The organism is Mediterraneibacter sp. HA8405 (genome assembly GCF_056148955.1).
The window spans coordinates 794,202-812,912 of record NZ_CM148758.1 but is presented as its reverse complement, the minus strand read 5'-3'; the positions used below and the strand labels follow the sequence as shown (position 1 = coordinate 812,912).

The window sequence follows — 18,711 nt, the reverse complement described above, 5'->3', positions numbered from 1 at the left end:
TCTGTTTCCTTCCAGGTATACTGACATTTACGTATATGCATTATTAAAATAAAGAGGTAAACTAATATCAAACAAAAGAGAAAGTCTGATACATATGAATATATTAGTGTTAGGCAATGGATTTGATTTAGCCCATAAACTACCAACTGCTTATGAAGACTTTTTAAACTTTACTGACGCCTTTATAGAATATAAGAATAAAGGGAACATTTTCGTGGCGGAAGCTTCACCAAAAACGAAAAGTTATCTTAAGGATTTGTTCAACAGAGAGTCAACAGACGCTGAAGCACAGAGCATTATCCACGAAATGGAAAAGTCTATAACTGATAATGTGTGGATTACGCATTTTAAAAACATTAAAATAGGACAGGGCTGGGTAGATTTTGAAAACGAAATTTCCAGTATAGTGCAGGAGTTTGAATCTGTTCGCTCAGAGATAATCGATAATATTAATCTTGTAAAAATAATCGGACAGGATACTTTTATTTCAATGGTACACGGCAGACATCCGCACATAGTTCTGCAGCAGCAACAGGATGCAGTATAGCAGAGGACGTAAACAATTTTTTACCCGGCGCTGAAATACACCTGACTTATAATGAAAAGAAGCACAATAATAATGAAAACTCCAGCGAGAGCATATGCCAGACCCCTTAAAGAATCCCGCCCTCTTTGCGATGTGTCTTCCTGATACGGTACATGATCCCCGAAAACTTCTGCATAATCCTCTTCAGGTCTTTGCTTCGAACGGACATTTGCAGCCTTATAATACAGCGCAAGTGGATCACTCTGATTCATAATACGTGAATAAAAATCATCAAGCCAAAGGGCGTCTTCCGGGCTGCACATATTTTCTTCTGCGCAGCCCGGTTCATGTACAATCTGGTTTCTTACCCAGCGATAGTGTTTCAGCTTTTTCAGGTCCTCATTCCACCCTCTGACAAGACAGACTCCGCGGGGAGTATTTATCATTTCATCAATATAGGCGGAGACCTTCCTTTCATCATTCAGAATTTCGCCGCAAAGTTTTTCCAGATGTTTATATGAATCAATAAATCCCATAATCCTGCCCTCCCAGATTCTTATTTTCCTTAAAGGTACATTTTTCCGCCGGATACTTTCCCGCGTGCTCCCCGGCCGTTTCCCTTATATATTTCATCATACATGTTTATCCGTCCCATTACAAGATTTTTACCCCCGGCAGACGAATCCTTTCAATCTGTTTAATTTTTTCTTAATTAAACATCACGTAAATTGAATCCTCCTGCACTTTCATATATAATCGAAACGAAAAATCAGACTGAACAAGTCGTAATTTAACCGGAGGTTTCCATGAAATACCTGATCGATTTTGCCGTTCTGGCACTTTTATATATTTTTGTATTTTTCAGAAAATGGAAAATAAAAGGAAATGATGTATTGCTTGTCAACACACTGATGTATATATATCTATCTTTCGTGCTGTATTTCACCCTGATGCCCGTCATAACATCTGTCCCGCTTATTCTGAACCATTCCTATGCGCCTGTGAATCTGGTGCCTTTTATAGATGTTTCAGAAGGGAACGGGGACTTTGTAAGGCAGGTAGTCCTGAATATCATTATGACCATCCCATTTGGATTCCTGTTACCTTTAACCCGGAATCGGACTGTTAAGTTTGGCCGGACTGTATTTTCCTGCCTTCTGATGAGTCTGGGCATCGAGCTGCTGCAGCCGATTATCAATGATTTCAGATCTTCAGATATCACGGATCTGATTACTAATGTAACCGGCGGAATCATCGGATATATTTTTTACGTTGTTTTCAGGCCGGTTACGTTCCGAATTCTGGATCATCTGACAAAGAGGGGCTGCGCTTGATACGTCAGGCCCTCGTCCCCCGCAGATATCCTCGGTTCTTTATCATCCTGCGGTTTCCTCCTTTTCCGGCTCTCCTTCCAGTTTCCACCCCATCAGCAGCTTCCCGATCTGTTTCGCAATCAGTCCCACCAGCAGGGCCGCCGCCACAGTTCCTTCCCTCACCCCCTGCAGATGTCCGGTAAATGTAAAGGACAGAATACACGCAATCACAACAAGGGTCACGTCAAACCCGACTTTCATATACCCGAATTTGATTTTCGGAAGCACTTTGCAGATCGCCAGCACAACACCCTCTCCGGCCAGCACAACTACTCCGGCCTTCACTTCCAGGCTGACGCCCGCTGCCACCAGCAGAATTCCGATGAGACAGACAATCCACTGCTGCCAGTAAGTACTGCAGTGAATCCCCCGGACCGCCCACACGCCGAAATCCGTCAGGTAACCGAAGAAAACCGCCACCGGCAGCTGCATCAGCTGGATCGGATGATAATTTCTTCTTAATATCAGAATCTGAAGGAGAATAAACACACAGTGCATAACGATTGTCGCTGTTCCCACCGTCAGCGGCGCGAACAGGCTGACCACATAGGGTACACTTGAAATAGGGGATGTTCCCAGACTTGCTTTAATAGAGAAAGCCACACCAAAGGCCATAATCGAAAGGCCCGCGAGAAGAAGCAGATACCGCTTCGCGATATAAACAGGTAATTTGTCCAATTTTCCTCATTCCTTTCATAAACATGAACATGCCCGGCACCTGAGATGCCGGACATTCGCTGACGCTTTGTAATTTTCAATCCTGTTATCTCTCACCTATGATACCACGATTTTCTGAATTTCTCAAATTTCCCCCTTTGAGCTGTATCGTTTTTGTCAGGCAGATCTTCACAGTCCGCTTTACTGCCTGCCATAACCGGGCAGCCGTTTCCGGCTTTTCCGGTTTACGCGGCGCTTGTGCGGTGGAGCTGCTCTCTCTTCAGAGCCTGCTCATACTCTCTCAATTTCTGCCGTGCTTCCGGTCCCATATTCTGAGGGATCTGGATCTCAATTACTGCGTACTGATCCCCTCTTACGGACGGATTGCTCACAGACGCGGCTCCTTTTCCTCTCAGACGGAGCTTTGTTCCGGGCTGTGTGCCTTCTTTGATTTTACACACTACATCCCCGTAAACCGTGTGTATTCTGGCTTCTCCGCCGAATACAGCCGTCGTATACGGAATCCGTACGGTTGTATAGATATCCATACCTTCTCTGCGGAATCCCGGCTTCTCCTGCACAGTTACCTTCAGAAGCAGATCACCCGGTTCTCCGCCGCCGCTTCCCGGCATGCCTTTTCCTTTCAGACGGATGGATTTGCCGGATTCAATTCCTGCCGGGATTTTAATATCCAGCGACTGTTCCTTTCCGTCAGAGCCTCTCAGATGAATCCGCTTTGTGCCTCCAAGTACTGCTTCATCAAAGGTCACATTGATATCCGCATGGAGGTCTTCTCCCTTCATCCGGAAGCCGCCGGACCCATATCCGCCGAAGCTGCTGCCTCTTGTGCCGCCGCTGTGGAAACCACTGTTCTGAAAACCGCTGCCCCAGAATCCGCCGGAGCTTCTTCCGGAACCGCTTCCATTAAATCCGTCTCCGAATATACTGCGCAGGAAGTCGTCCATATCTTCTCCGCCTTCAAAATGGAATTCCTGATAGCTGCCGCCCGGCCCGTAAGACTGACGGTAAGTTCTTCCGCCCTGTCCGCCGAAGCCGCCGTATCCGCCGCCGGCCTGAGGGCCGCCTTCCTCAAATGCAGCATGGCCGAACTGGTCATATAGTTTTCTCTTTTTATCATCACTTAATACATTATAAGCTTCTGTAATCTCTTTAAATCTTTCTTCCGCCTGCGGATTGCCTGTATTACTGTCCGGATGGTACTTTTTGGCCAGTTTTCTGTAAGCTTTTTTTATGGCAGCGCCATCCGCTCCCCTGCTGACGCCCAGCACATCATAATAATCTCTTTTTGCGCTCATTTCATTCACCCTCCTTCACAGTCTCTGCCGAAGAAAAACGAGAAACCTTTCCGCGGCCTCTCGTTCCCTTCCCTTTTATATCTGAATCAACCTGAATCCCTCAGTGTTCTATCTGTAATATAGCACTTGTTTTCCGTTCTGTCAAGGTGCCCTCACAGACAAGATTTCTTTATTTTGTTTCAATTCCATTAAATTTTCTTTTTCTTTTCTCTGACTCATTGACAGAAAAACCTAACTTCTATATACTTTTTTCTATCGGCTTTCTGAAGGATGCCGGAATGTACTCTGCAGCACCGGAAGAAGGTTTTCAGAAGACGCCGGGCCGTCTTATCAGAGCCGTAACGCACATCTGTCAACTATGTTTATGAAAAAGGAAGATACCAATGAATTCAGAAAACAAAACAGAAAATAAAATTTTAACGATTCCCAATCTGCTCTCGCTGTTCCGGCTGATCCTCATCCCGGTTATCATCTGGCTGTACTGGTTCCGGAAAGATTACTTTCCGGCCGGAGTTCTGCTGATTATCTCCGGGCTTACTGATCTTGCCGACGGATATATCGCGCGGCACTTCAATGCGGTAAGCAATGTAGGGAAAATCCTGGATCCCATAGCAGACAAGCTGACACAGGCGGCCATGCTCTTCTGTCTTGTCACCCGTTTTCCGCTTATGGCGGCGCCCTTTGGATTTCTTGTGATTAAAGAAGTCTTTATCGGCACAACCGGTCTGCTGATGATCCGGAAAACAGGAAAAGTTGTGGGAGCGGACTTTCACGGCAAAGTTGCCACGACTCTGCTCTATGCCATGATGATCCTTCACATTTTCTGGATCGATATTCCGTCCGCCGTTTCTGCCGTGTCAATTCTTATCTGTCTCGTATCTATGGCTTTTACTCTGCTTACATACGGGTCAAGAAATATGCGGGTGCTTCAGGGCCAGGAAAAACTGGATGAAAAATAATTCTGCCTCTTGACAACGGTGCTATACTATAGGTGTAACAAAGAAATACACTTAACAAGACCTATTTGTTCGTACAAAGTGGAAGGCTGCTAAGCGTGATTCAGTGATTGGAGGAAAAGATAAATGAATACTTTAAAAGCTGAAAAAAGAGACATGACAATCAAAGCCAAGAAACTTAGACGTGAAGGATTTGTTACGGGATGTATATTCGGCCGTGAACTGACAGAATCAATTCCGCTGCAGATGGAAAAATCTTCCGTTGAGCGTCTTCTCAAAACAGAAGGCAAGGGCGGACAGGTTATGCTGGAAGTAGACGGCAGAACATACGACGCACTGATCAAAGAGATCGATTTCAACCCGCTGAAAGGAACCATTGACGAAGTGGATTTTCAGGCGCTGGTAAGCGGAGAGAAAGTACACTCCACCGCGGAGATCCATCTGATCAACCACGAAAAACTGGAAGCCGGAGTAGCACAGCAGATGCTCCATGAAGTATCCTTCAAGGCTCTTCCGTCCGCGCTGGTTGATAAAATCCAGATTGATATCGGCGATATGAAGCCCGGCGACACCCTGAAAGTAAAGGATCTTGATATCGCGAAGAACAAAGACGTAGACCTGATGACAGATCCGGAAGATGTTGTCGTAACTATTACAGAGGTCCACACAGCTGCCGCAGAAGACACCGATACAGAAGAGACAGCAGAAGAATAAGGAACAGATTCCTTTCACCCCGGAATTCTGAGCGTTCAGTTTTCCGGAGTGTATTCCACATACAATATAAGGGTTCAGAACCTGAAGAGGTTCTGAACCCTTATATTGTATGTTTTATATTACAGATGCCGGGCGGCCGCCTTCCGACCGGATCCCCGGATTCATTTGCCGCCCTCATAAGGAAATATCTCCTGTAAAGACACGCTCCTGCTAGAACGGTCCGTATCCGATCCCGTATGCGATCATTACCAGCACAAACGCGCTGACTATAAATCCCAGATAAATCTTCCAGCAGAACTTCAGCCAGGATCCGTAATCGACTCCGCACATGGACAGCTGAATCACCGCGCTGCCGGGCCAGAAGCTGTTCGTGATGCCGTCGCCGTACTGATACGTCAGCACCAGTACCTGCTGGTTGATATTGAGGATCTTTCCCAGAGGCTGCAGGATCGGCATGACAATAACAGCCTTGCCGCTTCCCGATACTACCAGGAAATTAAAGAGCGTCACAAATACAAATATAATCAGAAGCGCAAGGATCGCGCTCTTGTTCTGCAGAAGCTGAGCCATTCCGTGTACGATGGTATCCATAATGCATGCCTGATTCATCAGCACGACTACCGACTGGGCAAGTCCCACCGCGAATGCCGCGGCAAATACCCGGACCGCGCCTTTACAGAAGAGCTGGCACGCCTCGCTGGGCCCGAACCGGAAAATGATCGACAGCAGGATTCCCATGATTACATAGATCGCCGCGATCTGGGGGAAGGACCATCCCAGTCTGATGCAGCCGTATCCCTGGGCAATAATAATTCCCAGAAAGACAAGGAGTCCCAGTACTTTTCTCGGCGTCATTTCTTCCGTGTCCGTCACCTGATTCTCCGCCTTCATATTCAGATATTCATCCTTCATCAGGCTCAGTTCCGGATTTTTCTTGATTTTCCGGCAGTATGCGTAAAGTCCCGCCAGTCCGATCACATAGAATACCGCCAGACCCGCGGCCCGGAATCCGATTCCCGAAAACAGGGGCAGCCCCACGATCTGCTGGGCCACTCCGGTGGTAAATGTATTCATCAGGCCTGAGGTAAAGCCAACCGTACTTCCCACAATCGCGAGCCCGGTTCCGACCATCCGGTCATATCCCAGCGCGAATCCGATGGTTACGGCAAGGGGATAAAACGGATATGCCGCTTCCCCGTATCCCAGCACTCCGAAGATCACAAAGATCGTATAGAAGATGCAGACCACGGAAAATTCTTTTCCTTTTGTCTTCTTCAGAATCGCGTTGATCCCGGCTCCAAAAGCTCCGCTGACCTCCAGAAGATAAATCATCCCCGAACTGATAAAAAGCGTGCCCATAATTGTGGCGCCGTTTACGAACCCGGTGTAGACTGCTTCAAAATAATCCATGAATCCGATGGGATTCTCATTTTCAACATAGGAAAATGTATCCGGATCGATTACAGTAATTCCTGCGCTGTCCTCAATCCGCTCATACATTCCGCTTGGTATTATGTAGGACAGCACTACGATAAACAGCATAATAACAAGAAGAATGATAAATACATGGGGCATGTGAAAGCCCTTTTTTTCTGCTTTCTGTTTCATTTTTTCTTTTCCCTCCCATGGTCTCTCAGCCAGGATACCGCCACATTGGCATGCACTGCCGCTCCGATCGGCAGTACGGCTTCATCCAGCACCATTCTCGGGCTGTGAAGCGGAGCATTCCCCGGCGCTCCTGCTCCGATAAACGCGAACATGCCCGGAACCTGTTCCGTCACATATCCGAAATCCTCTGTTCCTGTCATGGGAGGAATCTGTTTCACATTGTCCTCTCCCACAATTTCACTGATATACGGCACGGCCTCCCTGCAGAATGTCTCGTCCGTCCAGGTACAGGGCGTGTGGAAGACGGTCATCTCATACTCCCCGTTCCAGGCCTTTACATAATGATCCACCAGTTCCGGAATCCGTCTGGTCAGACGGGCTGCCGCCTCCACGTCCTGGGTGCGCAGTCCGATATGAAGCTCCGCCTCATCCGGTATAATGTTGACCGCGGTTCCTCCTTTTGCCACGCCGCAGGTCAGGGCCACCGCGGCGGCCGGATCTGCCTCCCGGGTTGCCAGAAGATTCACCGCCTGATAGAGCTGATTCATAATCATCAGCGGATCCACACAGAGCTGGGGCTGGGAACTGTGTCCCCCTTTCCCCTTTATTTTCACGATAAATGTATCCAGGGAAGAAGAATTTACTCCCACAGCATACCCCACCTGGCCGGTGGGATCCACGGACTGTACATGCAGGCCGAAGGCAGCGTCCGGTTTCGGATTTTCCAGCACCCCGTTTTCCACCAGGATGCGGGCCCCCGCTCCGGTTTCCTCGCCTGGCTGAAACATCAGCTTCACCGTACCTTCCAGCTCATCTTCCATTTCTTTTAAAATCCGGGCAGCTCCCAACAGCATGGCCGCATGGCTGTCATGGCCGCACATATGACCGTATCCGTTTTCCGAGCGGAACTCCAGGTCATTTTCTTCCTTAATCGGAAGCGCATCCATATCCGCCCGCAGCAGGATACAGGGTTCACCTTTCCCGATCACGGCAGTTACTCCTGTAGCCCGTTCCATCCGCGGAAATCCTGCTCTGATATAATCTTCCGTCATCTTCTCTGACAGTGGTCCTCCACAGGGCTGCCAGGGAATCCCCATCTCGTCCAGCCGGCGGCAGATATAGGCGGTAGTCTGCGGTACATCTGTCCCGATTTCCGGAATCTGATGAAGATATCTCCGGTCCTCTCTGATCTGTCCGAACAGTTCCTCCGCCCGTTTCTTTATCTTCCCGGCTTTCTTCTGCTCATTTTCCATAATGATCTCCTCAAAAAGCAAAGAACCCCGAATTTCAGACATTCCACATTCGGAGTTCTTTTATAATTATAACTGCTAATGAATAATTATTCTAATGTTATCACTTTCCCCAGAATTTATCAATGTTTCTGTTAAGATTTTGCAAAAATATGTAAAATTGCAATAACCGCTACCGCTGCATTCGCAAATTCACGAATTTTCAGGATGGAAATGAAACGCATCCTGACAAATCATTCCACTTCTGGTATGATTATAACATCGGTATGTACAACGCCATACCTTTTTATCAAAGGAGTGTGAAACATCATGTCATCAGACAGACACTTATTTACAAATGGAAACATTTTTACCTCCGCCGGTGATCAGCCCTGCGCGGACGCGATGGCAGTAGAAAACGGCCGCATTCTGTGGATCGGAAAACAGCCAGAAATGCCGGAGTCCCTTTCCTCCTGCCCTTCTGTCACAGATCTGGGCGGCAGGCGGGTCATCCCGGGATTCATTGACGCGCATATGCACCCGGTTATGCTGGCGGATATGCGCAAACAGATCACAGTCATGCCCCCGGCGATCAATTCGATAGAAGAACTTGTCTCAGCTGTGAAAAAGCGCCGGGAAACCCAGAAGCCCGGAGAATGGATCAGCGGCTGGGGCTACGACGAACACGGCCTGAAGGAACAGCGTTCTCCCAGCCGGTATGACCTGGACCGGGGATGCAGCGATTCACCGGTCTATATGCTGCGCACCTGCGCGCATATCTGCTGTGTCAACAGTATGGCCCTGAAGCTGGCCGGAATTGACCGGAACACACCGGATCCGCCGGGCGGAGAAATCGAGCGCGGAGAAGACGGAGAGCCCACCGGCGTTCTCAAGGAAAATGCCCGCAGCCTTATCTCTGTCCTGCTGCCCCCTGAGTCCCGGGAGCAGAAAGTACAGAACCTTCTGGAGCTGGGCGGTCTTCTCACCTCCCAGGGAATCACCGCCATCTGCGATATGGGCAACCTGGACCATGAAGATAATCTGCCCATCTATGAGGCGGCGGCAGAAAAAGGGTTCCGCCAGCACGTCGGAGTCTATTATATGTGGGATTTCTTTGCGGACGACAAAGACTTCCATATCCCCCCGGAACTCCTGGACCGGAACCGCTCGATTTTCGCGGCCGGTCTGAAGCTGATCGGCGACGGAAGCGTCTCCGGGCGGACCGCCTGGATGAACCGGCCTTACCCCGGCACAGACGGGGAATACGGCATTTCCGTATGCAGCGACAATCTGGTGGAATCCGCCGTTTCCTTCTGCAGGAAAAACCACTGTCAGCTCTCCATGCACGCCATGGGCGGACGGGCAATTTCCCGGATGATCGACCGGGCGTGCCAGGAGGAAAAATGGACGCCGGAGGGCATTCCCTACGTCAGAATCGAGCATGCCACAGATCCCTCAGACGGCAGTCTGAAAAAAGCTGCCGGACACGGCATTTCCTTTGTAACACAGCCCATTTTCCTGTACGCGGAAAGTAAAAGTTATCTGTCCAATCTGGGACAGGAGTGGACCCGCCGGTGCTATCCCATCCGCCATATCCTGGATGAAGGAGTTGTGCTGGGATTTTCCACCGATGCCCCGGCCACTTTCTGGGCCGTGCCTTCCGATCCGTTCCCGGGCATCAAACTGGCGGTAACCCGCACTGCGGCTGACGGCACTGACTGCGGCAGGGATCAGGCCGTAGACGCGGAAACCGCTGTAAGACTCTACACCGCCGGAGCGGCGCAGGCCGCAGGTTTCCCGGACATGGGAATGCTGGTTCCCGGATACCGCGCGGACTTCGCAGTGCTCAGCGATGATATTCTGAATATTCCTCCGGAAAAGATCGATCAGATCCGGGTGGAAGAAACCTATATCGGCGGGGAATGCGTTTACCGCCGGAACGAAAAATAACTGCAGCAGTAAATAATGAGAGGAAAGAGGAAATTTATATGTTTGAATTACCACGCTACAAAGAACCTGATTTTTCAGATCCCGGATTTGCCAATGCGCCGGATGCCGCATACGGAGAAGTTACCATCGACGGCGTTGCCCCGGAAAACTACCACAGCACTTCCATGTATCCGGAGTATTTTAAAATAAACGGAACCTGGACACTTGCCAGAGAAAGCCGAATGGACTCCAGTGTCGTCCTCCGCGACAGCGGAGAGCTGGACGTGGTGGAAAACCGCAATCTGAAAAAGGGAGACAAAGTGATCCTGGGCCGTACTGAAAACGGGGAAGAGGGCATCTACCTGCACAGCACCGGATTTGAATCACCGGAGGAGGCAGACGGCGACCAGTTCGTTTTCCGGCAGGGCCGAAGCAGGGAGACTTCTTATGCCAGAGATTACGACCGTCTTTTTGAGCTGCTCAAATACGAAAGAGAACACGGAAACATTCTCTGGGTTATGGGACCTGCCTTTTCTTTCGACGCTGACGCCAGAAGAGCCATGCAGGCCATGGTGGAGCACGGATATGTAGACGGTCTCATGGCCGGGAACGCGCTGGCTACCCACGACCTGGAAGGCTCCATGTTCCACACGGCTCTGGGGCAGGATATCTACACGCAGAGATCCCATCCCAACGGCCACTACAACCATCTGGATGTAATCAACCGGGTGCGCAAAAGCGGCTCCATCGCCCAGTTTATTGAAGACTATAACATTGACAACGGAATCATGTACAGCTGTGTAAAAAACAATGTTCCCTTTGTTCTCACCGGCTCCATCCGGGACGACGGTCCTCTGCCGGAAGTCATCGGGGACGCTTACGCCGGACAGACAGCAATGCGCGGCATGGTGAAAAAAGCAACCACCGTAATCTGTCTTGCCACCATGCTTCATACCATTGCCACAGGAAACATGACTCCCTCCTACCGTGTGCTGGAAGACGGTACAGTCCGACCGGTCTTTCTCTACACTGTAGACGCCGACGAATTTGTAGTAAATAAGCTGCTGGACAGAGGCAGCCTGGCCGCTACAACAATCGTAACCAATGTACAGGACTTCATCATGATCGTAGCCAAAGGACTGGGGATTCTGTAATCTGCGGCTGATGAGGCCGTAGTGTGGAGATCGTCCGAAACCACCGGGATACATGGTGGATGTTTACGTATTCCGGGGAAGAGGTGGGGAAGTTCGGTTCCGTTACCACGGCTAAGTAAAACTAACAACCGGGAATCTGGCTAAAACAAGATTCACAATGGCAACTCGCGTACCGCTCGAACAGTCCCATTGTGAATCTTAACGCCTGATTCCCGGTTTTAAGTTTTACTAAAGCCGTTCAAAAGTCACCGACCTCCCCCACCTCTTCCCCCGGAAGGTCGCATCCATCCGTCAGTATCCCGCCGCTTTCTGTGTTCCTCCAGACAAACAGCAGCTTCGTCAGCTGCAGATCACAGAAAAAAGAAGCACTCCATACCAGTCCGGGCCCTTTCCCGACACACTCCCGCCTTCCCGGCGTCCTTTTGCCGTTTATAAATTCTGTAATCTCAGCGGATCAGAATTTCATAGCTCTGCTGGAATTTTTCTCCTCCGGCAACTTTGTTTACACCATGTTTTTCAGAGAGCTCGGAAGTGAATCCCACATCGTCGCATCTGCCCATCCACGGTTCCAGGCATACGAACGGCGCGTCTTTTACGGACCAGATGCCGAAGCTGGGGAATCCCTGGCACTTCAGTCCCACATAGGGAGTGCGGTCTTTATGGCACAGCCATACTTCTTCAATCTGGCCGCCGTCAAAGATCATGGCATCTTTTTCAAACATTTCTTCTGTAACCGGAACATACCCTTCTTCCAGTTTCAACTCATAAACGGTATCCGGATCGGCTGCCGCCTGAGGCAGATCAATAAGAATATAATTCAGAGAATCTTTCCCCGGGAACCACAGCAGGTAATCTGATTTTTTCTCATTCTTCTCCGCGAAACGGAACGCCGGATGCCCGCCGATTGTAAAATACATTGTTTCATCTGCAGGATTTTTTACTTCCCACATTACCTGTATCCTGTCTTCTTTCAGAACATATGTAACCATGAGTTCAAAATCAAAGGGATATACTTCTTTTGTATCTTCTGTAGAGACAAGAAGAAATGATGCCTTCTCTCTGCCTGAAGCAATACAGCGAAATTCACTGTCCCTGGCAAACCCGTGCTGGGCAGTCGGATACTGAACTCCGTTAATAAGCACTGTATTCCTGTATGTTTTTCCTACATTTGGAAAAAGTACTGGTGAATGTCGCTTCCAGTATACCGGATCTCCTTCCCAGAGAATGTCTGTTTCCGTCTTTCTGTCGTAAATCCGGGTCAGCTCTGCTCCCAGTTCTGCTATTTCGACACAGAATCTTTCATTTTCAAGTCTCATACAGTTCTCCTCCTTTAAATAATTTTATATTATGTCAGCAGTATTTCCGCCTGTCCGCCTATTCTGCGCTGTCGGCAGAGTCAGAAGTATTCCCTGAGCCTGTGTCTTCCGAGCTGCTGTCATCGGAACTGCTGTCCGTCTGTTCTACCTGTACGCACTGGTCAACCAGGTACTGCATCACAGCGTCCTGACGGATTACATCTTTCAGGAGATCCTCTCCCACTGATTCTGCATAAGCTTCCACATCTGTTGTCCCGGCCATAACTGCATAACGGAGCATTCCCTCCTGATACTCTTCTTCAGAAGGCTCCAGATTCAGTTTGTCTGCCAGAAGTTTTACTGCCTCCTGCGTCTTGACAACATTCTGCGCGCTCTCCTTCATCTGTGCGTCAAAGTCTTCCCTTGTCATGCCTATATAATTTTCTATAAATGTATCCAGATCAAGTCCTACGCTTACCGCGTACTGATTATAGTACTCCTCCCCGTCGGAGATCTGGGCCTCTACCTCGCCCTCCGGATACTTCTTTGCTTCTATCTGATCCATAAATACGTCCTGCATTTCAGTTGCCAGCAGCTGATCAATGCAGAACTGGCGGATCTCTTCCTTATATTCATCTACTGTTTCAGACTCTTCACTGTTTTCCTTCACCCATTCATCCGTCAGTTCCGGAACTTCAGATGTGTAGATCTTGTTCAGCACAATGTGGAAGTCCGCAACAACGCCGGACATATCCGGGTTCAGCGAATAATCTTCCGGGAATTGAACCTGAATATCAAATTCATCCCCTGTATTGTGTCCGACAATCTGTTCTTCGAAGCCTTTATAGTCATCTGTCGCCCCGATCATTGCTCCTGAACCAAGCTGGAAAGCATATCCCTCTGCCGATCCCCCGCTGAATTCTTCCCCGTCTATAGTACCGGTGAAATCAATATCTACCATATCTCCGTCCTGAGCCGGTCTGTCCGTAATGGTCTCTTCTTTCACTGACATCTGCAGACGGATCTGGATTTCCGAATCAATGTCATCATCCGTTATGTCCTCCGGAAGCACCTGGGCAACTTCAAGGCCCTTATACTGCTTCACCGTCACATATTCATTTGACAGCTCTCCCGAGCATCCGGCAAGTGAAACAGCCAGAACACCTGCCGTAAGTAATGTAATCAGTTTCTTCTTCATTGTTCTTCTCCTTTTTCCGCGCGTATTATTTTTTTTGCGCTGTATTTTATTTTCAACCGTCTGATTTTCCTCTGTCTTTTACAGAAGAGGAGAAAGCAGACGCGAAAACTGCTCTTTTGCTTTAATCACAAGGCTTCTCTCGTCATATACTTTTCTCGTCACATGGGTACACCGGGTCATATCATTTTCAAAAGCGCTTTCCAGCCGCTGCACGGTTCTCTCACTGTAAATCACAGCATTTACCTCAAAATTCAGGCCAAAACTGCGGATATCCATATTTGCCGTACCCACGCAGGCTACCATGCCGTCTACACTCAATGTCTTGGCATGAAGGAATCCGTTATTATATACGTAACATTTGGCGCCTGCCGCCACCATGTCTCCGATATAGGAGTATGTGGCCCAGTAAACAAAAGGATGATCCGGTTTACACGGAACCATAATACGGACATCAATTCCCGATCTGCTTGCGATTTTCAGGGCATCCAGTATGGATTCGTCCGGTATAAAATACGGAGTCTGAATATATACATGATCTTTTGCGCTGTGAATCAGACGCAGGTAATTGTCATGGATCGTCTTAATCTGGGAGTCCGGTCCGCTGGAAATAATCTGCACCGGGTCTCTTCCCTTCCGCAGATACACAGGAAGCTCAAACAGTGTATCTGCCAGAAACAGATTTTCTTTTGCGGCATAATTCCAGTCCAGCACAAATCGGACCGCCAGTGATGTAACGGCGGCTCCTTCGATACACAAATGTGTATCCCTCCAGTAACCGAACTTTTTATCCCGGCCAAGGTACTCCCGGCCCACGTTAAACCCGCCTACAAAGCCGATTCTTCCGTCGATTACCACTATCTTTCTGTGATTTCTGTAGTTTACGCGAAGCTGAAGCTTTCCCAGAAGAGCCGGGAAAAACTCCGCTACCATAATCCCCTCTGCCTCCAGCCTCTTCCAGTCTTTGTTATGCATGGTTCTGCATCCCATACTGTCAAAAAGCACCCGGACCTGAACTCCCTCCCGGGCTTTCTGTATAAGAACCTTTTCTATTTCCTGCCACAGCTCATCATTACGGATAATATAATACTGCAGATGGATGTATTTTTGAGCCTGTTTCATCTCGTCAATGAGTGCGCGGAACTTTGCCTTTCCGTCCGTATAAATCCGGATATCATTATTATCCGTCAGAACCGCTTCCCCTGCTTCCAGATTATAAAGAATCAGGTCCTTAAACCGGTTCATTTCCGGATTGGCCAGGCGCAGCCTTTTGTGATATATGGTTTCCTCCTGCCTCCGGACCGCATATTTCAATTCGCCCTCAATTTCTTTTGCCTTGAACATCCTGCTTTTATGAAAATCCTGTCCGATGACCAGATAGAGAACAAATCCTAAAATCGGTATAAAATACATCAGAAGAAGCCAGGTCCAGACTGTCTGCGGGGATCTTCTCTGAAAGAACACAATAATAAGCGAAAGAAAGATGTTAATAATGAACAGATTGTCCATAATGAAATCAGAAACCGTCACCACTCCGCTCCAAATTGTTTCCGCCATATAGTAAAACTCCTTTATTTTATGCGGCCCGCCGCATGCAGTACCGCCGGCATACAAAAAGCCACTATACACAGTATACTCGTTTTCCTGTTGAAAAGTAACCCCTAAAATTCCACAATTACTTGCACATCAAAAAAAACAATGTTACAATACTACAAGCATAACAGCAAAATATTAAAGGTTTAGGAGGGTTTATTGTGAGTCCATTCTGGATTGCAATGATCGTAATCATTGTCATATTAGTCGTAGCATGTATCGTGTTATATTTTCTGGGTAAGAAAGCCGAAAAAAAGCAGGCTGAACAGCAGGAGCAGCTGGATGCCGTTGCTCAGACCGTCAGTATGCTGATTATTGATAAAAAGAAAATGAAGCTCAAAGAGGCGGGACTGCCCGCCGTAGTTCTGGAAAACACGCCAAAGTATCTCCGACGCGCCAAGGTTCCCGTTGTTAAGGCAAAAGTCGGACCGAAAATTATGACTCTGATGTGTGACGGCCGTGTATTTGAAGTAATCCCGGTAAAAAAAGAAATCAAAGCCGTAGTAAGCGGTCTTTACATAACCGGAATCAAAAGTGTCAGAGGCGGTTCCATCGAAACTCCCCGGAAAAAGAAAAAAGGCTTTTTCTCACGTTTCAGAAACAAATAAAAAAATGTTGGAAATCTGTATTCGGCATACAGATTTCCAACATTTTTTAATTCAGGACTGAAAACTCTCCGCTGTTTTTCGATACAATATCCATTCTGATCTTACAGTCGGCCAGCGGTTCATGATTTACATCCAGCTCATAATCGACCTGAACATTTATTCTGTCATCTTCCACACTGACCTCCATGTTTCTCGTATTTACCCCTACCAGCATCTGCCCGTATGGCGTGCGGTAATATGTCAGGTTTTTTCTGTTCTTTTCAAAAATCATATGCGAACTGGACAGCCCGCTTTTTACGATTTCAACACTGTCCGTACCGGTAATCTTAATTCTGTTCTTTATCGTTCCGGCCATTCCCTCCAGCACTTCATCGTAGATAATATAGTGTTTGCCGCCTTTACAGTAATAACTTGCGGGAGTTACTACTTCAATTGCGTCCCGACCGGATTCCATAGCCTCCGGTGTTTCTTCCGGCTCCGCCATAATATCAATATGATGCCCGGAAATACTGACTAATACATCCTTTGTCATGTTTTAAAATTCCTCAATATTCACCACATTCGTTGTCGGCACGTCAAAGGGCATCACTGTATTCGCAAATCTGCGGAATTTTTCCGCCGCGTCGCTTACATAGAACGAATAAGTGCTGTGGCTCCCTTCGCCGCCTTCATTCGCCATATCATGTTCGCTTAAAAGTTTCTTCAGATCCATTGCCGTCTCATATGCCGGATTGACGATCTGTATCTTATCCCCCATATATGCGCGGATCTTGGACCGCAGCAGAGGATAATGGGTACATCCCAGAATCATTGCGTCAATATCCGTGCTTCTCATAGACTCCAGATAATACTCAATTACTTCCTGCGTAACCACATGCTCCTTAAAGCCTTCTTCCACCAAAGGAACAAAAAGCGGACATGCTTTCTCAATCACTGTAATGTCCGGGGCCATCTCATGGATAACCCTGGTATATACACCGCTCTGTACAGTAGCGTCTGTTCCCACAACCCCTACCTTGCGGTTTCGTGTCGCCTCTACAGCTGCTCTGGCTCCCGGAATAACTACGCCCATAATCGGAATGTCAAATTCATCACGCACCGCGTCCAGGGCAAGGGCGCTGGCCGTATTACAGGCAATCACAATTGCTTTTACCTGTTTTGTCTTCAGGAAACGAATGATCTGTTCCGAAAAACGGATAATGGTGTTCTGGGACTTACTGCCGTAGGGCACACGGGCAGTATCGCCAAAATATACAATGTTTTCATCCGGCAGCTGCCTGGAAATCTCCCTGGCAACCGTCAGGCCGCCCACCCCGGAATCAAAGACTCCTACCGGGGCCGTCTTCCTGCTTTCTGTACTCACGTTTTCTAATCTCCTTTAAACCGCATTTAACTGAAACTCATGCGGCTTTTTTCCGGTATTTCCGGATTTTTTAAAGCGGACATACAGGTCCGCTTTTCTGCTTTCTTTTTGAATTTAAACCAGATCAGATTACAGTGCAAGTGTCTTCGCAACATCGTACTGATACTGCGGAATTGCTTTTTTCATAGCCAGCGCCTCTTCAATATCAAAGTCCACATACTGACCGTTCTTGTAACCTACCACACGGTTTGTTTTTCCCTGACAAAGAAGATCCACAGCCATGGCCCCCATAATTGAAGCATAAACTCTGTCTTTACATGTAGGGCTTCCGCCGCGCTGCATGTGTCCGAGAATTGTTGCTCTTGTTTCAATACCGGTTGCCTCTTCAATTCTTTTTGCCATGTTAATTGAATCTCCGATTCCCTCCGCATTGATAATAATATAATTCTTCTTTCCGCGCTTTTTGTTGGCCATAATGTCAGCGATAATAGCTGACTCATCGTAATCGTGCTCCTCCGGCATAAGAATACGCTCTGCTCCGTTCGCGATACCGCACCACAGAGCCAGATAGCCGGCGTCACGTCCCATAACCTCAATGATGCTGCAGCGCTCATGTGAGGTCGATGTGTCACGTACTTTATCAATTGCTTCCATTGCCGTATTTACAGCTGTGTCAAAACCGATGGTATAATCTGTACAGGCAATATCAAGATCGATGGTTCCCGGAACACCTACTGTGTTTACCCCAAGGTTCGCAAGCTTCTGCGCTCCTGCGAAAGAACCGTCTCCGCCGATAACAACCAGACCATCGATACCATATTTCTTACAGATAGCGGCAGCTTTCTGCTGTCCTTCCTCTGTACGCATGGACTGGCAGCGCGCCGTCTGAAGAATCGTACCTCCACGCTGAATTGTATCGGATACGTCGCGGGCCGACAGGTCAATGATCTCCTCCTTCAAAAGGCCGTGATAGCCTCTGCGGATTCCGCGGACTTTTAATCCCCGTGAAAGCGCTGTTCTGACAACTGCACGGATTGCTGCGTTCATTCCCGGAGCGTCTCCTCCGCTTGTAAGAACTCCTATTGTACGGATGCTGTCTTCAATTTCATCCAAATATCTTTCTTTGTCACTCATGTTGTTTTCTGCCATCTTATTTTCCCACCTTTCTACTGAAAATCAGATAAATGCCAAACCC

General features: G+C 48.1%; 18 protein-coding genes. 7 read left to right on the top strand and 11 right to left on the bottom strand.

Features of this window, described 5'->3' with window-relative positions; translation table 11 throughout:
• Positions 1-94 precede the first annotated feature (94 nt).
• Positions 95-547 carry an AbiH family protein gene (locus AC0QUU_RS03695; protein ID WP_474544667.1) on the top strand — a complete coding sequence of 151 codons (453 nt, stop codon included), beginning with the start codon at positions 95-97 and terminating at the stop codon, positions 545-547.
• 20 nt (positions 548-567) lie between these two features.
• On the opposite strand, the gene AC0QUU_RS03690 is transcribed toward AC0QUU_RS03695, so the two are convergent.
• Positions 568-1,062 carry a DUF6548 family protein gene (locus tag AC0QUU_RS03690; RefSeq protein ID WP_474544665.1) on the bottom strand — a complete coding sequence of 165 codons (495 nt, stop codon included), beginning with the start codon at positions 1,060-1,062 and terminating at the stop codon, positions 568-570.
• Between the two features lie 270 nt (positions 1,063-1,332).
• Between AC0QUU_RS03690 and AC0QUU_RS03685 the strand changes: the two genes are divergently transcribed.
• On the top strand, positions 1,333-1,860 hold the full coding sequence (locus AC0QUU_RS03685; protein ID WP_474544663.1) for a VanZ family protein: 528 nt from the start codon (positions 1,333-1,335) through the stop codon (positions 1,858-1,860).
• A 42-nt stretch (positions 1,861-1,902) separates the two neighbouring features.
• On the opposite strand, the gene AC0QUU_RS03680 is transcribed toward AC0QUU_RS03685, so the two are convergent.
• Positions 1,903-2,577, bottom strand: coding sequence for a YczE/YyaS/YitT family protein (locus AC0QUU_RS03680; protein ID WP_474544662.1), 675 nt, complete (start codon positions 2,575-2,577; stop codon positions 1,903-1,905).
• A 224-nt stretch (positions 2,578-2,801) separates the two neighbouring features.
• Positions 2,802-3,872 (bottom strand): DnaJ C-terminal domain-containing protein, encoded by a 1,071-nt coding sequence (locus tag AC0QUU_RS03675; protein ID WP_474544660.1) that lies wholly within the window; start codon positions 3,870-3,872, stop codon positions 2,802-2,804.
• A gap of 383 nt (positions 3,873-4,255) precedes the next feature.
• Here AC0QUU_RS03675 and AC0QUU_RS03670 point away from each other — a divergent pair, with 383 nt between their 5' ends.
• Positions 4,256-4,831, top strand: coding sequence for a CDP-alcohol phosphatidyltransferase family protein (locus AC0QUU_RS03670; RefSeq protein WP_474544658.1), 576 nt, complete (start codon positions 4,256-4,258; stop codon positions 4,829-4,831).
• Positions 4,832-4,954: 123 nt separating this feature from the next.
• On the top strand, positions 4,955-5,542 hold the full coding sequence (locus tag AC0QUU_RS03665; protein WP_474544657.1) for a 50S ribosomal protein L25: 588 nt from the start codon (positions 4,955-4,957) through the stop codon (positions 5,540-5,542).
• Between the two features lie 210 nt (positions 5,543-5,752).
• Here AC0QUU_RS03665 and AC0QUU_RS03660 read toward each other — a convergent pair whose 3' ends face one another.
• Together AC0QUU_RS03660 and AC0QUU_RS03655 are read right to left on the bottom strand one after the other, a co-directional pair.
• Positions 5,753-7,150, bottom strand: coding sequence for a YfcC family protein (locus tag AC0QUU_RS03660; RefSeq protein WP_474544655.1), 1,398 nt, complete (start codon positions 7,148-7,150; stop codon positions 5,753-5,755).
• Positions 7,147-8,403, bottom strand: coding sequence for a M20 metallopeptidase family protein (locus tag AC0QUU_RS03655; RefSeq protein ID WP_474544653.1), 1,257 nt, complete (start codon positions 8,401-8,403; stop codon positions 7,147-7,149). Before AC0QUU_RS03655 ends, AC0QUU_RS03660 begins: the two co-directional genes overlap by 4 nt.
• A 306-nt stretch (positions 8,404-8,709) precedes the next feature.
• Between AC0QUU_RS03655 and AC0QUU_RS03650 the strand changes: the two genes are divergently transcribed.
• Together AC0QUU_RS03650 and AC0QUU_RS03645 are read left to right on the top strand one after the other, a co-directional pair.
• On the top strand, positions 8,710-10,329 hold the full coding sequence (locus AC0QUU_RS03650) for an amidohydrolase (RefSeq protein ID WP_474544651.1): 1,620 nt from the start codon (positions 8,710-8,712) through the stop codon (positions 10,327-10,329).
• Positions 10,330-10,367: 38 nt separating this feature from the next.
• Positions 10,368-11,462, top strand: a complete 1,095-nt coding sequence (locus AC0QUU_RS03645) for a putative NPN-dependent ornithine cyclodeaminase (protein WP_474544650.1) — start codon at positions 10,368-10,370, stop codon at positions 11,460-11,462.
• Positions 11,463-11,908: 446 nt separating this feature from the next.
• Here the strand turns inward: AC0QUU_RS03645 and AC0QUU_RS03640 are convergent, their stop codons facing one another.
• From AC0QUU_RS03640 to cls, 3 genes are all read right to left on the bottom strand, one after another.
• Positions 11,909-12,778: an aldose 1-epimerase family protein gene (locus AC0QUU_RS03640; protein WP_474544649.1), complete on the bottom strand. Its 870-nt coding sequence runs from the start codon at positions 12,776-12,778 to the stop codon at positions 11,909-11,911.
• Positions 12,779-12,836: 58 nt separating this feature from the next.
• Entirely contained in the window at positions 12,837-13,955 is a 1,119-nt protein-coding gene (locus AC0QUU_RS03635) for a trigger factor (protein WP_474544647.1), read from the bottom strand.
• A 78-nt stretch (positions 13,956-14,033) separates the two neighbouring features.
• Complete coding sequence (cls, locus tag AC0QUU_RS03630; RefSeq protein ID WP_474544646.1) at positions 14,034-15,509, bottom strand: cardiolipin synthase; 1,476 nt, start codon at positions 15,507-15,509, stop codon at positions 14,034-14,036.
• Positions 15,510-15,706: 197 nt separating this feature from the next.
• On the opposite strand from cls, the gene AC0QUU_RS03625 reads away from it, so the two are divergent.
• A complete protein-coding gene (locus AC0QUU_RS03625; protein ID WP_474544645.1) occupies positions 15,707-16,153 on the top strand; it encodes a hypothetical protein in 447 nt (148 codons plus the stop codon).
• A 46-nt stretch (positions 16,154-16,199) separates the two neighbouring features.
• Here the strand turns inward: AC0QUU_RS03625 and AC0QUU_RS03620 are convergent, their stop codons facing one another.
• The 3 genes from AC0QUU_RS03620 to pfkA all read right to left on the bottom strand — a co-directional run bounded on the left by AC0QUU_RS03620 (position 16,200) and on the right by pfkA (position 18,665).
• Positions 16,200-16,685 carry a YwiB family protein gene (locus AC0QUU_RS03620; RefSeq protein WP_474544644.1) on the bottom strand — a complete coding sequence of 162 codons (486 nt, stop codon included), beginning with the start codon at positions 16,683-16,685 and terminating at the stop codon, positions 16,200-16,202.
• Between the two features lie 3 nt (positions 16,686-16,688).
• Entirely contained in the window at positions 16,689-17,516 is an 828-nt protein-coding gene (gene murI, locus AC0QUU_RS03615) for a glutamate racemase (protein ID WP_474544642.1), read from the bottom strand.
• A gap of 129 nt (positions 17,517-17,645) precedes the next feature.
• Positions 17,646-18,665 carry a 6-phosphofructokinase gene (gene pfkA / locus AC0QUU_RS03610; RefSeq protein WP_474544641.1) on the bottom strand — a complete coding sequence of 340 codons (1,020 nt, stop codon included), beginning with the start codon at positions 18,663-18,665 and terminating at the stop codon, positions 17,646-17,648.
• Positions 18,666-18,711: the final 46 nt, after the last annotated feature.

Excerpts from the sequence above, each read along its gene's own strand:
- AC0QUU_RS03695 (WP_474544667.1), top strand. The coding sequence starts at position 95 with ATGAATATATTAGTGTTAGGCAATGGATTTGATTTAGCCCATAAACTA.
- AC0QUU_RS03690 (WP_474544665.1), bottom strand. The coding sequence starts at position 1,062 with ATGGGATTTATTGATTCATATAAACATCTGGAAAAACTTTGCGGCGAA.
- AC0QUU_RS03685 (WP_474544663.1), top strand. The coding sequence starts at position 1,333 with ATGAAATACCTGATCGATTTTGCCGTTCTGGCACTTTTATATATTTTT.
- AC0QUU_RS03675 (WP_474544660.1), bottom strand. The coding sequence starts at position 3,872 with ATGAGCGCAAAAAGAGATTATTATGATGTGCTGGGCGTCAGCAGGGGA.
- AC0QUU_RS03670 (WP_474544658.1), top strand. The coding sequence starts at position 4,256 with ATGAATTCAGAAAACAAAACAGAAAATAAAATTTTAACGATTCCCAAT.
- AC0QUU_RS03665 (WP_474544657.1), top strand. The coding sequence starts at position 4,955 with ATGAATACTTTAAAAGCTGAAAAAAGAGACATGACAATCAAAGCCAAG.
- AC0QUU_RS03660 (WP_474544655.1), bottom strand. The coding sequence starts at position 7,150 with ATGAAACAGAAAGCAGAAAAAAAGGGCTTTCACATGCCCCATGTATTT.
- AC0QUU_RS03655 (WP_474544653.1), bottom strand. The coding sequence starts at position 8,403 with ATGGAAAATGAGCAGAAGAAAGCCGGGAAGATAAAGAAACGGGCGGAG.
- AC0QUU_RS03650 (WP_474544651.1), top strand. The coding sequence starts at position 8,710 with ATGTCATCAGACAGACACTTATTTACAAATGGAAACATTTTTACCTCC.
- AC0QUU_RS03645 (WP_474544650.1), top strand. The coding sequence starts at position 10,368 with ATGTTTGAATTACCACGCTACAAAGAACCTGATTTTTCAGATCCCGGA.
- AC0QUU_RS03640 (WP_474544649.1), bottom strand. The coding sequence starts at position 12,778 with ATGAGACTTGAAAATGAAAGATTCTGTGTCGAAATAGCAGAACTGGGA.
- AC0QUU_RS03635 (WP_474544647.1), bottom strand. The coding sequence starts at position 13,955 with ATGAAGAAGAAACTGATTACATTACTTACGGCAGGTGTTCTGGCTGTT.
- cls (WP_474544646.1), bottom strand. The coding sequence starts at position 15,509 with ATGGCGGAAACAATTTGGAGCGGAGTGGTGACGGTTTCTGATTTCATT.
- AC0QUU_RS03620 (WP_474544644.1), bottom strand. The coding sequence starts at position 16,685 with ATGACAAAGGATGTATTAGTCAGTATTTCCGGGCATCATATTGATATT.
- pfkA (WP_474544641.1), bottom strand. The coding sequence starts at position 18,665 with ATGGCAGAAAACAACATGAGTGACAAAGAAAGATATTTGGATGAAATT.